The following is a 15,118-nucleotide window of genomic DNA, read 5'->3' on the forward strand; positions in this document are numbered from 1 at the left end:
GTCGAATCGTTCAAAAAGTGTTCACCATCATGGACCAGGAAATTGCCACTTTAAAACTCAATATAAACCAGCTGGCAGGGATAACCGGCGTACACCGGCAGACGGTTGCCGCGAGACTGAAAAATGTTGAACCTGCTCAAGGCAGCAACAGCAAGTTAAAGCTCTATCTGGTGACCGACATTCTGACCGAACTGATGATCCCTACCGTTTCGGCCAACATCGATGATATGCCCCCCTCTGACAGGCTGTCCCACTGGAAAGCAGAGAATGAGAGGCTGAAGTTCGAACAGGATACGGGGCAGTTAATACCTGCAGATGAAGTGGCGCGAGAATTCTCATTGATGGCGAAAGCCGTCGTCATGGTACTTGAAACCCTCCCGGATGTGCTCGAGCGCGACTGTGCTTTAACGCCTGCAGCGGTTGTTCGTGTGCAAAGCGTTATCGATGATCTGCGCGACCAGATGGCGGAGAGGGTGCAGGACGCTGAAAAAGAGGAGGAAGAGCCAGAGGAGGACTGATGGCAAAGCGGGCATCCGCCAGGGACATCCGCCGCGATGTTTCCGGTATTTTACGAGCCCCGCGTCGTATGCCGGTGGCCGATGCGGTCAGTACTTATATGCGCGTGCCAATGGGGGCCGGAAATTCCGTTCCATGGGATCCGGATCTTGCACCTTATGTGATAGAGCCGATGAACTGCCTGGCATCGCGTGAATACGATGCAGTGGTATTTGTGGGCCCGGCGCGAACGGGTAAAACCATCGGGCTGATTGACGGCTGGATTGTTTATAACATTGTCTGCGATCCAGCAGATATGCTTGTGATTCAGGTATCCGAGGAAAAAGCGCGCGAGCATTCCAAAAAACGCCTGGACCGTACTTTTCGCTGTAGCCCTGAAGTTAAAACCCGGCTAAGCCCAAGACGTAACGATAACAACGTCTACGACCGTACATTCCGCGCCGGTAACTATCTGAAGCTTGGCTGGCCATCCGTCAATATCATGTCGTCCTCGGACTATAAGAGTGTGGCGCTGACGGATTATGACCGCTTTCCGGAAGATATCGACGGGGAGGGTGATGCTTTTTCACTGGCATCGAAGCGTACCACGACATTCATGTCCTCCGGGATGACGCTGGTTGAAAGCTCGCCCGGGAGGGATATCAGAGACACAAAATGGCGGCGCTCCACGCCCCATGAAGCCCCTCCGACCACCGGAATTTTATCGCTCTATAACCGTGGTGACCGCCGTCGTCTGTACTGGCCATGCCCGCATTGCGGCGAATATTTCCAGCCGGAAATGGACAATATGACCGGGTACCGCGACAGCAGCGATCCTGTGCTTGCAAGCGAAGCGGCTTTTCTACAGTGCCCGGCCTGTAAAGGCAGGATCACACCGGACATGAAGCGTGCGCTTAACATGAAATGTGTCTGGCTCCGGGACGGGCAAACCATCGACAGGAAAGGCCAGGTTAGCGGTGATGGCCGTCGTTCCCGTATTGCCTCCTTCTGGATGGAAGGTCCGGCAGCTGCTTACCAGACCTGGGCGCAGCTTATTTATAAGTTCCTGACCGCCGAGCAGGAATATGAATCCACGCGCAGCGAAGAAACCCTGAAGACGGTGATCAACACCGATTTCGGCAGGCCCTATTTGCCGCGGGCCAGCATGGAGCAGCGTAAAAGTGAATTGCTCGAGCAGCGTGCCGAAGAAGTCCCAAAACGTTCGGTACCGGACGGCGTGCAGTTTCTCACTGCGACCGTGGACGTGCAGGCCGGGCGCAACCGGCGCTTTGTTGTGCAGATTACGGGTTATGGAAGTATGGGTGAGCGCTGGATAGTTGACCGTTACAACATCCGGCATTCGCTGCGCTGCGACGGCAACGGGGAAAGCATTCAGGTGGACCCGGCGAGCTATCCGGAGGACTGGGATCTTTTACTCACCGACGTCTTTGATAAAACGTGGCCACTCGCAACTGACCCGTCAAAGGGCATGCGGCTGATGTCGATGGCCGTGGACTCAGGGGGCGAAGATGGTGTGACGGATAATGCCTACAAGTTCTGGCGCAGATGTCGCCGTGAGGGGCTGGGTAAGCGTATCTATCTCTTCAAGGGGGACAGCGTCAGGCGTAGCAAACTTATCCAGCGAACGTTCCCCGACAACACGGGCAGATCAACGCGCCGCGCACAGGCGACGGGTGATGTGCCTCTTTATCTTCTCCAGACCGATGCCCTTAAAGACCGGGTGAATAATGCGCTGTGGCGTGATTCACCCGGCCCTGGCTATGTGCATTTCCCCGCCTGGCTGGGCAGCTGGTTCTATGACGAACTGACGTATGAGGAACGCTCTAATGAAGGGAAATGGAGTAAGCCCGGCCGGGGTGCAAACGAAGCATTTGACCTGCTCGTTTATGCCGACGCGCTCGCCATACTTAGTGGTTACGAAAAAATCAAATGGCCGTCTGCTCCTGAGTGGGCACGGCGGGAAACGTGGATCGAGGATACGCAGACGGAAGCTGGCGAAATGCCATCCCCGCCGCCTGCGCCGAAATCTAAATCAAAACCAAAACGTGAGAAGCCCGTAACCGAGCAGGCTAATCCGTGGTCTTCGTCAGGAGGTTGGGTGTGAATCCAGCAGATATTCAAAACATGATCGACCGCTACGCTGCAGCCGAGCTGTCTGTTCTGGAGGGGAAATCAATCACTTTCAACGGGCAGCAGATGACGCTCGAAAACCTGTCGGAAATCAGAAAAGGCCGTCAGGAATGGGAGCGACGACTGGCAACGCTCAATAACAAACGCCGCGGGCGACCCGGCTACAGGCTGGCGAGGTTTGGATGAGTTTTTTAGATGATGCGATTGGCCTGTTTTCACCAGGCTGGAAAGCCTCACGCCTGCGTGCCCGCGCGGTTATTAAGGCGTATGAGGCGGTAAAGCAAACGCGTACCCACAAAGCCCAGAAGGAAAATCGTTCAGCCGATCAGCTCAGCCAGATGGGGGCGGTTTCACTGAGGCAGCAGGCACGCTGGCTGGACAACAACCACGATCTGGTGATTGGCGTTTTCGACAAGCTGGAAGAAAGGGTGGTGGGTGCGAAGGGCATCATAGTTGAACCGCATCCGATGCTGAGTAACGGGAAGATAGCTAAAAAGCTGGCCACTGATATCCGCAGAAAGTGGGGCGAATGGTCCGTAAGACCCGATGTCACAACCCAGTTTACCCGTCCCATGCTGGAGCGGCTGATGCTGCGAACGTGGCTCCGGGACGGTGAGGTATTTGCTCAGCTGGTTCGCGGTACCGGAAATGGTCTTCAGCCGGTTGCTGGCGTGCCGTTCTGGCTGGAAGCGCTGGAGCCGGACTTCGTGCCGATGAACAGCGATGCCGCCACCCAGCTCAATCAGGGCGTTTTTGTCGATAACTGGGGGTGCCCGAAAAAATATCAGGTCTATAAAAGCCTGCCAGTATCCGGGCGTCAGTTCGATACCAAAGAGATAGATGCAGAAAACATGCTTCATCTCAAATTCACTCGACGCCTGCACCAGACCCGCGGAACGTCTCTTTTATCAGGTGTTCTGATGCGTCTGAGCGCGCTGAAAGAGTACGAAGATTCGGAGCTTACCGCTGCCAGAATTGCTGCCGCACTCGGCATGTATATCAAAAAAGGCGACGGACAGAGCTTCGAGTCTGATTCCAGCAGCGATGACCGCGAGCTGATGATTCAGCCCGGTATGCTCTATGACGAGCTGCAGGCCGGGGAAGAAATCGGGATGATTAAATCCGATCGCCCGAACCCTAACCTCGAGTCGTTTCGTAACGGACAGCTGCGTGCCGTGTCCGCAGGCAGTCGCCTCAGCTTTTCCAGCACATCCAGAAACTACAACGGAACGTACAGTGCCCAGCGGCAGGAGCTTGTCGAGTCAACCGACGGATATCTGATTCTTCAGGACTGGTTCATCGGTTCAGTGACCCGGCCCATGTACCGGGCCTGGCTGAAGATGGCTATTGCTGCCGGAGAAATCAAGTTGCCGAGAGGCATCGATATGGACTCGCTTTATAACGCGGTTTATTCGGGGCCCGTTATGCCGTGGATTGATCCCGTTAAAGAAGCGAATGCCTGGAAAACGCAGATCCGCGGCGGTGCTGCTACTGAATCCGACTGGATACGTGCCAGCGGTCGCAACCCGGATGATGTTAAGTCACGCCGTAAAGCGGAGGTTGACGAGAACCGTGAACAGGGCCTGGTGTTTGACACCGACCCCGCCAATGATAAAGGAGGCACCAGTGCCGAAGCCAAAGAACCGGGCGCGCCACCGTCCGAAAGCCAGCGCAAAAAGTAATTCGTGGTTCCGCATGCAGGCCAGCAATAACAGCGAAGCCGACATTTTTATTTATGACGAAATCGGGTACTGGGGCGTAACGGCGAAACAGTTCGTCAATGATCTCCGGGCACTTGGGGACGTCACCCACATCAACCTTTATATCAACTCGCCCGGTGGTGATGTCTTCGACGGTATTGCTATTTATAACGCGCTGAAGCATCACGGCGCGGCGATTACCGTGCATATCGACGGTCTGGCGGCCTCCATGGCCTCGGTGATTGCGATGGTAGGCAATCCGGTCATCATGCCTGAAAACACGATGATGATGATCCATAAGCCCTGGGGGTTTGCTGGTGGTGACGCGAGCGATATGCGCGACTATGCGGATCTTCTCGACAAGGTTGAATCCGTTCTTATCCCGGCTTATGCGCAGAAAACCGGAAAATCCACCGAAGAAATTGCGGCAATGCTGGAGGACGAAACCTGGATGAACGGCAGCGAGTGCCTTGAACTGGGTTTTGCCGACCAGGTGACACCATCCCTTCAGGCTATGGCCTGTATTCATTCAAAACGTATTGAGGAATTTGAAAAAATGCCAAAAAGCATTCGCAACATGATCACCCCGCCGCGCAACACTACCCCGCGTGACCCGGTTATTACCCAGCCTCAGGCACCGCAGGCAAAAACAGACCCGGCACCGGATGAAAATGCGATCCGCGCGCAGGTGTTGGCTGAGCAGAAAGCCCGTGTTAACGCTATCGGCGATCTCTTTGCCATGTTCGGCAATAAGCACATGGATCTGCAGAATCAGTGTGTGGCCGACCCTGATTGTTCCGTCGATAAGGCGAAAGATTTGCTGCTGGCAGAACTCGGTAAAACGGCCACGCCGTCCAATAAAACCACCCAGCCGCATATTCATGCGGGCAATGGTAACTTCGTCGCGGATGGTATTCGCCAGGCACTGATGGCGCGTGCCGGGTTCGAAGGTCAGGAGCGGGATAACGTTTATAACGGTATGACGCTGCGCGAGTATGCGCGTATGGCCCTGACTGAAAAAGGTATCGGCGTGGCCAGCTACAACCCGATGCAGATGGTTGGCCTGGCGCTGACCCACAGCACCTCTGACTTTGGCAACATTCTGCTTGATGTTGCGAACAAAGCGCTGATTCAGGGCTGGGACGAGGCGCAGGAAACCTTCGAGCAGTGGACCAAAAAAGGCCAGCTGTCGGACTTCAAAACGGCGCATCGTGTCGGTATGGGTGGTTTCCCTTCTCTGCGACAGGTTCGCGAAGGGGCTGAGTACAAGTACATCACTACCAGTGACAAAGGCGAAACCATCGCGCTTGCCACGTATGGTGAAATCTTCTCAGTAACCCGCCAGGCGATCATCAACGACGATCTGAACCAGCTTACCGACGTACTGATGAAGATGGGGCGCGCGGCGAAAGCAACGATTGGCGATCTGGTTTACGCCATTCTGACCAAAAACCCGAAACTCTCAGACGGAAAGGCGCTGTTCCATGCCGATCACAAGAACCTGAGCGCGGGCGCAATTTCTGTGGCCAGCCTGGACGAATCGCGCAAGCTGATGCGTCTGCAGAAGGAGGGGGAGCGAACCCTGAATATCCGTCCGGCCTACATGCTGGTGCCCGTCGCCCTGGAAACTCTGGCAAATCAGACCATCAAGTCGGCCAGTGTTAAAGGTGCAGACATCAATGCCGGGATCGTTAACCCTATCCAGAACTTTGCAGAGGTCATTGCCGAACCACGCCTGGATGAAGCTGATGCGAAAGCCTGGTATCTGGCTGCCGCGAAGGGCACCGACACCATTGAGGTCGCTTATCTCAACGGCGTCGACACGCCATACATCGATCAGCAGGAAGGCTTCACCACTGATGGTATCGCCACGAAAGTGCGTATTGATGCTGGCGTGGCGCCGCTGGACTATCGCGGCATGACCAAATCCTCTGGTCAGTAAAAAACAGTCCTGACAAACAGACGCCCGTAAGGGCTTTTTTTATACCTGAAACCAGCCCCGCAAGGGGCTGAATGGAGAAGTTATGGCTAAGAACTATGCGCAGGACGGGAAAACGATCCCTCTGGTAAACAGTGGTGCAACCGATGTTCACAGCGGCGATCCGGTTGTTGTTGGAAAACTTATCGCGGTTGCAATTACCGATATCCCGGCTGGCGATACCGGGGACGGTTTTACTGAGGGTGTTTTCCTCCTGCCAAAAGTTACCGCAGATGCGGTTACTGCCGGGGCGCAGGTGTATCTGAAGGACGGCAAAATCACGATCGAAGAAACGGACGCCGTTGCCGCGGGCATCGCCTGGGAAGATGCAGGGGCAAACACCACCGTTGTTGAAGTTAAGATCAATGCCTAACCCCTTTGACCGGATGGCGGCGCGCATGGACGCGGCCACCATAAAAAAGATGGGAAAGACAGCGATCATAAATGGCAGCAGCTATGACGTTGTTCCCGCCGAGCAGCTCGAGGAAATGGGGCCATTGTCGGGAACGGGTACTTCGCTGGTGGTTTTCTCTGAGCTTTACCAGCCATGCCGAAACGACAGTGTCGATTACGACGGTAAGAACCTGACCGTTACCCGCTATGACATGTTCAACGGAAAACCCCGCATCCATCTCGAATGAGGAGGCGCTATGTCTGTGAAAGGACTGGAAAGGGCTATTCAGAACCTGAACAGCCTCAGCCGGTTAATCGTTCCTGAGGCAACCGCAAAAGCACTTAACCGGGTGGCCAGCAGAACGATAAGCCAGGGGAGCAAAGCTGTAGCGAAAGAAGCAACAGTTGATGATAACCGGAAAAAGGGGCTTCCGGTTCGTCTGGTCCGCCAGCGTTCACGTCTGCGCAAGGCCCGTCACGATCGCCCGGTCGCGTCGATAAAAATCAACCGCGGTAATCTTCCTGCGATAAAGCTCGGCACGGCGCGCGTCCGGCTCTCGCGTAAAAAAGGGGCCAGAAACGGAGCGGGCAGCGTCCTTAAAATCGGGCCCTATACCTTTCGTAACGCTTTTATCCAACAGCTTTCGAACGGGCGCTGGCAGGTCATGCGGCGCGTAGGTCAGGCCCGTTATCCGATTGATGTGGTAAAAGTTCCTCTTGAGACACCGCTCACCGTGGCCTTCACCGCTATTTCAAAGCGCCTAATTGAAAGCGATATGCCCAAAGAACTTTCCGCAGCCCTGAAAAACCAACTGAGGATCCACCTGAAGCGATGAACAGACACAGCGCAATTCGTGCAGCCATTCTGGCAAAACTGAAAGCCGAGATCACTGACACGGTCACCTGGTTTGACGGGCGCCCTGTTTTTCTTGAAGTGCAGGATCTCCCTGCCGTGGCTGTATACCTTTCTGACGCGGAGTACACCGGCGATTCGCTTGACGAAGATTCGTGGCAGGCGGTTGTTCACATCGAGGTATTTCTTAAAGCCTCCAGCCCCGACAGCGCGCTTGATTCCTGGATGGAAGAGAAAGTGTATCCGGCAATGGCCTTCATCCCGGGTCTGACCGAACTGGTCGAGACGTTCACCCCGCAGGGTTATGACTATCAGCGGGATGATGAAATGGCCACCTGGGGTTCAGTCGATTTCACGTACTTAATCACCTATTCAATTTAAGAGGTACTTATGCCTACTCCAAACCCGCTGGCCCCCGTGAAAGGTGCCGGTACCACACTCTGGCTTTACACCGGAACGGGCAACGCTTTCGCTAACCCACTCTCGGATATCGACTGGAACCGCCTGGCGAAAATTAAAGAGCTGACGCCGGGCGAAATGACCGCCGAATCGTATGACGACACTTACCTCGACGACGAGGATGCCGACTGGAACGCGACGGCCCAGGGGGCAAAATCTGCTGGCGATACCTCGTTCACCCTCGCCTGGAAACCGGGCGAAGAAGGGCAAAAAGACCTTGTCGCATGGTTTATTGATGGCTCAGTACGCTATTACAAAATCAAATACCCGAACGGTACCGTCGACGTTTTCCGCGGCTGGTGCAGCAGCCTGGGTAAAGCCATTCCGGCAAAAGAGGTCATTACCCGTACAGCGAAAATCACCAATACCGGCAAGCCAGAACTGGCAGAAGAAAGCGGGACCCCGAATATCCCCGTGACCGGCGTTACGCTCGATAAAGCCACGGCAAGCGTGGCCGTCGGCGCAACCACAACGCTAAATGTGACGGTTAACCCTGCCAGCGCCTCAGATACCTCGTTCCGCGTGGCAACCTCAGACGGGGCAAAAGCAACGGTCACCCTCAGCGGTAATGCGATCACCGTCACCGGCGTGGCGGCAGGCACCGCTGACGTTATTGTTATGACCAGCGACGGTAATTTCGTTGCGGTCTGCAAAGTCACCGTAACTGCAGCGTAAGGAAGGACGCATGTTTCTGAAAAAAGAGAAGTTCACCTGGCAAAAAGAATCACTGACCATTTTCGAGCTGTCGGCGCTTCAGCGTATTGAGTACATCACGTTTATGGCCGCAGAGGAAAAGGCCGTCAGCGCTGACAGCGACGGCATCAGCGATCAGGAAATGACGGCCAGGCTGATTGGCTCAAATATTCGCTGCGGTGCGCGTTTGATTGCGATGTCTTTGTGGCATAACGATCCGGCTGGCACGGATGTGGAGACGCTTTATCAGCAGGTGCTTAGCGGCTGGCCGCCGGAGGCGATCGGTAAAGCAGAAATGGAAATAAAGCTGCTCTCCGGCATGCTCGTTCCGGTTGAGGATGACAATCCTGCCGATCCGGATACCTCAGCGGAGGCCGAAAGCGCAGAACCCGTTACGGCGGAAAAGCCCTTGCCAGCGAGCTGAAGTTTGTCCTGAATCTGGCGCGCGAGTTCGGGCGACCCGACTGGCGCGCCATGCTGGCTGGAATGACTTCCAGTGAGCTGGGCGACTGGCACCAGTTCTACCGGGAGCATTATTTTCAGGACGCGCAGCTCGATGCGCATTTCTCAGAGCTGCTTTATTCCATCTCCACTCTTTTCTTCCGCGACCCGGAACTTACCCCCGCACATTTCAGCCTGCTTTCTCCTTCCGGTATCGTCATCAGCGATGACGAGCCGGATGATGATGCGCTGATGGCCGCAGCTGAGGGGATAACAGGAGGTATCCGATATGGCCCAGCAGATTAGCGATCTGGTCATCAACCTTGACGTCGACAGCGCCACGTTTAGTGAGCAGGTTGCCCGCATAAAGGGCCAGCTAACCGGGATGGCTGAGGACTCTGAAAAAGTCCAGACGCGAATGCAGCGCGCTTCCGAGCGGCAGGCGGCTGCGTTTAAAACCGTGGGCGACGCTGGCGCGGCAGCGGCCGCAGACATGAAAGCCCGTCAGTCGGCCGCAACGGAAGGGCTGACAAAAGACTGGCAGAACGTTTCTAAGTCCGTTGATGAAACTCATCGCCGCGTGACCGAACTTAACAAGCGCATGCGTGAGAATGACGGGCAGGCCGCAGCGCTTGCCCGCCGACAGGATGAACTGGCGGCATCATTTTTCCGCCAGATTGACGGCGTTCGCCAGCTCAATGGTGAAACACAGTCGCTTGCGAACGTTCAGGCGCGCTTTCGCGCAGCCAGGGCACAGGGAAACATAACCCAGCAGGATTATCTCGCCCTTATTTCTCGCACCACGGCCCGTCAAAAAGAACTGCAGATCGTGGAGGAAAAATCGGCCGCAGCGCGCACGCGATTCCTTAGCCAGCTGAAGCAACAGGTTGCAGAGCAAAAGCTCTCCGGTACCGAGCTGCTGCGCATGAAGGCGGCGCAGGTCGGTGCCAGCGATGCGGCTGAGGTCTATATCCGCAAGCTTGAAGCTGCCAAAGTGGCCACGCACGGTCTGGGGCTGCAAAGTGCTGCTGCCCGGCAGGAGCTGGGGGTACTTATCGGCGAGGTCATGCGCGGTAACTTCGGCGCGCTGCGCGGCTCCGGGATCACGCTGGCGAACCGGGCAGGATGGATAGACCAGCTGCTGTCGCTGCGCGGGCTTGGGATCGCCGGCATGGTTGGTGGGATTGCCGCGGCGGTATTCGGGCTGGGTAAGGCCTGGTATGACGGCAGCAAAGAGTCTGAGGAATTTAACAGGCAGCTGATCCTGACCGGGAACTACGCGGGGAAAACGTCAGGGCAGCTTCAGGCGCTGGCGCGCTCGCTGGCCGGTAATGGCATCACGCAGCATGCCGCTGCAGGCGTGCTGGCGCAGGTCGTTGGCAGCGGCGCGTTCAGCGGTAATGACGTCAGCATGGTCAGCAATGTTGCCGCCAGGCTGCAGCAGGCTACCGGGCAGGCCGTCGACGAAACCATAAATCAGTTTAAACGCCTGAAGGATGATCCGGTTAACGCGGTCGCGACGCTCAACGATTCCCTGCACTTTCTGACGGCCACCCAGTATGAACAGATTGCCTCTGCTCAGGCGCTGGGGGATTCTCAGAAAGCCGCCGAGCTGGCCATGCGGGCATATTCCGACGCGGTCATTCAGCGTGCCGGTGCTGTCGAGGATAATCTCGGATCCCTCGAAAAAGCCTGGAACTGGGTGAAGAATGCCGCCTCCGGTGCGTGGGATGCGATGCTGGGCGTTGGGCGTAATCCTGACACCGCGATGAAGCGCCAGGACTCTTTTGCTGAATGGCAGGCAGCAGAGAAAGAGTACCGCGCTCTGTCCAGCAATCTTAAGGTCGACCCGGATTATGCCGGTAATAACGTTCTGCAGAAAGCTGATGCGGAAAGGCTGAGAAACGCGCGCCAGCAGGTGGAGCTGAAAAAGCAGGCTTACGATCTTGCCGATCAGCAATACGCCCAGGAAGGGCTGGCAGCCGCGCGGGAAAAAATGCGAACGGACCAGCAGGCTCAGGCAATCCGCAGCCAGCAGCAGTTTAACCAGCTGGTGGAGTCCGGCGCGACGGCAGCAGAAAAGCGGGCTTCAGCAGAGAAAAAGCTCAGTCAGCTTATTGAGAAAAACCGCCAGGATGCAAAAGACGGTGTCGCCACGCTGTGGACTGAAAAGGACATTGCCGCGGCCCGCGCCGGGATTGAAAAGCAGTGGAAGGATCCAAAAACTCCGAAAGGCAAAAGCTATTCAACGCCCGCCGGGGACAAAGCCGAGGAAAAGGCGCAGGCCGAACTTCTCACTCTTCAGGCCCAGCTTAAAACGCTTGAGCAGCATACCAGCGTGAACGACGTCATAAGTAAACAGCGTCAGGATCTCTGGCAGACTGAAAATCAGTTCACCGTTCTGCAGGAGGCCGCGGGGCGTCGTCAGCTTACGGCGCAGGAAAAATCCCTGCTGGCGCACAAGGAAGAAACGCTCGAGTACAAGCGGCAGCTGGCCGACCTGGGCGATAAGGTTGCCAGCCAGCAAAAGCTCAATCAACTGGCCGATCAGGCCGTGAAGTTTGAACAGCAGCAAAAGGCCGCGAGGGCAGGTCTGCAGGCTCAGTCTGAGGGGGTATCCACCCGGGAAGCAGGGCGACAAACTACGCTGCAGCGTCTCAGCGAAAGCTATTCGTACAACCCTCAGGCACAGCAAAAGGTTCTGGAAGAGCAAAGGGCGACGTTCGAGGCTGAAGATGAACTGCGCGCAAACTGGCTGGCCGGTGCTAAACAGGGCTGGGCCGAATATCAGGATTCAGCGACAAACGTTTTCAGCTCCGTTCAGCAGATTTCGCAGGCTACGTTCAGCGGGCTGGCGGGCCAGCTTACCAGCCTGACGACAACCGGGAAGGCGAGCTTCAGGGACTTCACCAGCTCGATCCTTAAAATGATTGTCTCCGTTATCAACCAGCTGCTGGTGGCGTACACCATCCAGAGCGCAATGGGCTGGGTGAGCGGCGGGGCGAAAACCTCCTCTGCAGGTCAGTCATTCGCGGTCCCGTCATTCCGGCCACAGGGTTTTGACGTGGGCGGTTTTACCGGGCACGGCGGCAAGTACGAGCCAGCCGGTATCGTTCACCGCGGGGAATTCGTCTTCACCAAAGAATCAACAAGCCGCATCGGCGTGGCTAATCTCTATCGCCTGATGCGAGGGTATGCCTCGGGTGGTCTGGTCGGCGGCGGGAGCGCAGCCGGTGCTGGCATGGGCGGGATCAGTGTTTATGCCCCAGTCAGCATCAGCCAGCAGGGGAGTGACGGAAGCATAAATCAGGCGAACGCCACGGGGACGGCGAAACAGCTGCAGGCGATTATTCAGCAGACAATCACCGAGCGACTGAAAAAAGAAATGTCCGCAGGCGGCGTGCTTTATTCGAGGAGGACACCGTGACAGACACGTTTACCTGGCGCACGCGAAAAACAGCGCAGGGCACTGAAACAGCCCGAACGCTGCAGGCCCAGTTCGGGGATGGCTACAAACAGATAGCGGGGATGGGGATCAACGAAAAACAGGAAACGTGGAGCCTGGACTGGACGGGCACCAGACAGGAGGCGGCTGCGCTGCGCGCTTTTCTGATGTCTCACGTTACTAAATCGTTCTGGTGGACCACGCCATGGGGTGAAAAAAAGCTGTTCAGAATGAAAGCCGATTCGTTCAGCGTTTCTTTCCCTACCGGGAAAAAAGCCACTGTGGCCTTCACTTTTGAACAGGCGTTCGCGCCCTGATTTTCTCGACAAACACTGAAAGCTGCCTCCGGGCGGCTTTTTTTATGGGGGAAGAATGAGTTTTACGGCAGACATCCAACAGCTTGAGCCCGGCAGCGTTATTCAGCTGATTGAGATCGACGGCACTGAATTCGGTATGGATCAGGTGCTGCGTTTTCATGCGCACAATATTCAGGAAGAGGGGTGGGCAGCCTTCGCCGCAGAAAATCTGCCCGCCATTATCTGGCAGGGAAACCAGTACGATCCCCATCCCTACGAACTGAAGGGGATGGAGTTGTCGAGTACAGGTTCCCAGCCAACGCCCACGCTGTCCGTCGGGAACGTCGGAAACTATGTCACCGCGCTGTGTCTTGAATATGACGATATGGTCAGGGCTAAGGTCAAAATCCATACCACGCTTTCGAAGTATCTCGATGCCGCCAACTGGAAAAACGGTAACCCGGGTGCCAGTCCGGCCGATGAGCGCGTACAGCTCTTTTACGTCAATGCTAAAACCGCAGAGACGCGGGTACAGGTTGATTTTGAGCTGTGTTCTCCTTTCGATATTCAGAGCCTGCAGCTGCCGACACGGCAAATTACCCCTGTCTGCACCTGGTGTATGCGGGGCTGGTACCGAAGCGGGACCGGATGCGATTACAACGGCACGAAATACTTTACCAAAGACGGTACACCGACCGATGACCCGTCGAAAGACGTTTGTGGCGGCCGCCGGCAGGATTGTCAGGATCGTCACGGCCCGGACGCGCCGCTGCCGTTCGGTGGTTTTCCGGCCGCCAACCTACAGGGGAAATAAATATGCGTGAAAAATTGCTGGATGCTATCCGTCAGCACGTCGCTGCTGAATACCCCAAAGAAGCCTGCGGTCTGATTGTTCAGTCAGGCCAGCAGCAAATCTTTATTCCCTGCCGCAACATTGCAGATAAGCCCGAGGAGACATTCACGCTCTCCCCGGAAGATCAGCTCGCTGCCCGCGTGCGCGGTGAGATCATCATGCTCATTCATTCCCATCCGGATGTGGTTCGGCTGGTGCCCTCGGAGCTGGACCGGATCCAGTGCGACTGGTCGGGGATTGAGTGGGGGATCATGTCCTGGCCGGACGGGGATTTTTGTACGATTTCCCCGCGTGAAGACCGGGATTATGCCGGGCGGCAGTGGGTACTGGGTTACGCCGACTGCTGGTCGCTTATCCGTGAATTTTATCTGCGCGAATACGCCATTGTTCTCGGGAACTATTCAGTACCTTACGAATGGTGGGAGAGCGGCAAGGAACGGCTCTACGATGACAACTGGGAGCGTGAGGGATTTGTTGAGATTGCCGCCGGTGCAATGCAGCCAGGGGACATCATCATGATGACTGTGCAGGCATCGGTGACTAATCACGCCGCGGTATATGTGGGTGACAACATCATTCTCCATCATCTTTTCGGGCACCTTTCTTCGCGAACGCCTTATGGAAAATATTATCGAGACAGAACGGTCCGGGTGGTCAGGCATAAGGACAGAATGCATGGTTAAGACGCTTATTCTCGAAGGGAAAATGGCTAAAAATTTCGGTAAACGCGTTCAGTTTGATGTTGCCGATCTGCGCGAAATGCTCAGGGCCATGTGTTCACAGGTTCCCGGGTTCAAAAAATATATGTCGGAAGCTCATATGAAGGGGATCCGTTTCGCCTTTTTTAACGGTGACAACAATATCGGGCTGGAAGAGTTTGATATGACCCGCGGTGGAAGCGTGTACCGGATCGTGCCCGTTTATGAGGGGGCCAAAAGTTCGGGCGTCCTGCAGATAGTTGTCGGTGCCGTTGCGCTGGTCGCTGCATTCTTTACCGCTGGTGCGAGCATGGCAGCCTGGGGGGCAGCCATGAGTGCAACAGCCATCAGCGCCACGTCAATTTTGACCGGGGTTGGGGTGTCAATGATGCTGGGCGGCGTTGTCCAGATGCTCACACCCCAGCCATCCTTCGGCGCGGGTAAATCCTCCAGCACGGACAACACGCCTAACTATGCCTTCGGGGCGCCGGTCAATACCGTCGCTATGGGGCATCCTGTCCCCCTGGCCTACGGTCTGATCGAGGCTGGGGGAGCGATAGTCAGCGCCGGTATGTACTCGAGCGATCAGCAATAGTGAAATGCAACCGAATAAGATGAACGTTACATTGCAATCTCCCTTGGTTATCATGTCCAAAACGATGC

General features: G+C 55.9%; 17 protein-coding genes. All 17 read left to right on the plus strand.

The genetic code is table 11. The annotated features are described in order from the left end of the window. The first annotated feature begins 29 nt into the window (after window positions 1–29). The 17 genes from E3U32_RS18125 to E3U32_RS18205 all read left to right on the plus strand — a co-directional run bounded on the left by E3U32_RS18125 (window position 30) and on the right by E3U32_RS18205 (window position 15,050). The gene (locus tag E3U32_RS18125; protein ID WP_134349886.1) at window positions 30–518 is read left to right on the plus strand and encodes a DUF1441 family protein; all 489 of its coding nucleotides are present in this window, start codon (window positions 30–32) and stop codon (window positions 516–518) included. Continuing rightward, window positions 518–2,620, plus strand: coding sequence for a phage terminase large subunit family protein (locus tag E3U32_RS18130; protein WP_134349887.1), 2,103 nt, complete (start codon window positions 518–520; stop codon window positions 2,618–2,620). Before E3U32_RS18125 ends, E3U32_RS18130 begins: the two co-directional genes overlap by 1 nt. Further along, a complete protein-coding gene (locus E3U32_RS18135; RefSeq protein WP_001704123.1) occupies window positions 2,617–2,832 on the plus strand; it encodes a hypothetical protein in 216 nt (71 codons plus the stop codon). The genes E3U32_RS18130 and E3U32_RS18135 overlap by 4 nt, the downstream gene beginning before the upstream one ends. Beyond that, window positions 2,829–4,328 (plus strand): phage portal protein, encoded by a 1,500-nt coding sequence (locus E3U32_RS18140; protein WP_134349888.1) that lies wholly within the window; start codon window positions 2,829–2,831, stop codon window positions 4,326–4,328. The genes E3U32_RS18135 and E3U32_RS18140 overlap by 4 nt, the downstream gene beginning before the upstream one ends. Continuing rightward, entirely contained in the window at window positions 4,255–6,288 is a 2,034-nt protein-coding gene (locus E3U32_RS18145) for a ClpP-like prohead protease/major capsid protein fusion protein (RefSeq protein WP_353620396.1), read from the plus strand. The genes E3U32_RS18140 and E3U32_RS18145 overlap by 74 nt, the downstream gene beginning before the upstream one ends. 82 nt (window positions 6,289–6,370) lie before the next feature. Continuing rightward, the gene (locus E3U32_RS18150; protein ID WP_134349889.1) at window positions 6,371–6,697 is read left to right on the plus strand and encodes a DUF2190 family protein; all 327 of its coding nucleotides are present in this window, start codon (window positions 6,371–6,373) and stop codon (window positions 6,695–6,697) included. A gap of 25 nt (window positions 6,698–6,722) precedes the next feature. Then, a complete protein-coding gene (locus tag E3U32_RS18155) occupies window positions 6,723–6,965 on the plus strand; it encodes a DNA breaking-rejoining protein (RefSeq protein WP_286164391.1) in 243 nt (80 codons plus the stop codon). Between the two features lie 9 nt (window positions 6,966–6,974). After that, window positions 6,975–7,553, plus strand: coding sequence for a phage tail protein (locus tag E3U32_RS18160; RefSeq protein ID WP_032623278.1), 579 nt, complete (start codon window positions 6,975–6,977; stop codon window positions 7,551–7,553). Beyond that, window positions 7,550–7,951, plus strand: coding sequence for a phage minor tail U family protein (locus E3U32_RS18165; RefSeq protein WP_134349891.1), 402 nt, complete (start codon window positions 7,550–7,552; stop codon window positions 7,949–7,951). Before E3U32_RS18160 ends, E3U32_RS18165 begins: the two co-directional genes overlap by 4 nt. Before the next feature lie 9 nt (window positions 7,952–7,960). After that, a complete protein-coding gene (locus tag E3U32_RS18170; protein WP_134349892.1) occupies window positions 7,961–8,704 on the plus strand; it encodes a phage tail protein in 744 nt (247 codons plus the stop codon). Window positions 8,705–8,714: 10 nt separating this feature from the next. Continuing rightward, the gene (gene gpG, locus E3U32_RS18175; RefSeq protein WP_134349893.1) at window positions 8,715–9,146 is read left to right on the plus strand and encodes a phage tail assembly chaperone G; all 432 of its coding nucleotides are present in this window, start codon (window positions 8,715–8,717) and stop codon (window positions 9,144–9,146) included. Between the two features lie 50 nt (window positions 9,147–9,196). Then, complete coding sequence (locus E3U32_RS18180) at window positions 9,197–9,469, plus strand: phage tail assembly protein T (protein WP_010429901.1); 273 nt, start codon at window positions 9,197–9,199, stop codon at window positions 9,467–9,469. Further along, window positions 9,453–12,590 (plus strand): phage tail tape measure protein, encoded by a 3,138-nt coding sequence (locus E3U32_RS18185; RefSeq protein WP_134349894.1) that lies wholly within the window; start codon window positions 9,453–9,455, stop codon window positions 12,588–12,590. The genes E3U32_RS18180 and E3U32_RS18185 overlap by 17 nt, the downstream gene beginning before the upstream one ends. Beyond that, window positions 12,587–12,925 (plus strand): phage tail protein, encoded by a 339-nt coding sequence (locus E3U32_RS18190; RefSeq protein ID WP_134349895.1) that lies wholly within the window; start codon window positions 12,587–12,589, stop codon window positions 12,923–12,925. The genes E3U32_RS18185 and E3U32_RS18190 overlap by 4 nt, the downstream gene beginning before the upstream one ends. Before the next feature lie 55 nt (window positions 12,926–12,980). Then, entirely contained in the window at window positions 12,981–13,718 is a 738-nt protein-coding gene (locus tag E3U32_RS18195) for a phage minor tail protein L (RefSeq protein WP_016063063.1), read from the plus strand. A gap of 2 nt (window positions 13,719–13,720) precedes the next feature. Next, window positions 13,721–14,440 carry a C40 family peptidase gene (locus tag E3U32_RS18200; RefSeq protein WP_134349896.1) on the plus strand — a complete coding sequence of 240 codons (720 nt, stop codon included), beginning with the start codon at window positions 13,721–13,723 and terminating at the stop codon, window positions 14,438–14,440. Beyond that, a complete protein-coding gene (locus E3U32_RS18205; RefSeq protein ID WP_134349897.1) occupies window positions 14,433–15,050 on the plus strand; it encodes a tail assembly protein in 618 nt (205 codons plus the stop codon). The genes E3U32_RS18200 and E3U32_RS18205 overlap by 8 nt, the downstream gene beginning before the upstream one ends. The last annotated feature ends 68 nt before the right edge of the window (window positions 15,051–15,118 follow it).

This window comes from Lelliottia nimipressuralis, assembly GCF_004402045.1.
In the GTDB taxonomy this organism is placed as follows: Bacteria; Pseudomonadota; Gammaproteobacteria; order Enterobacterales; family Enterobacteriaceae; genus Enterobacter; species Enterobacter chinensis.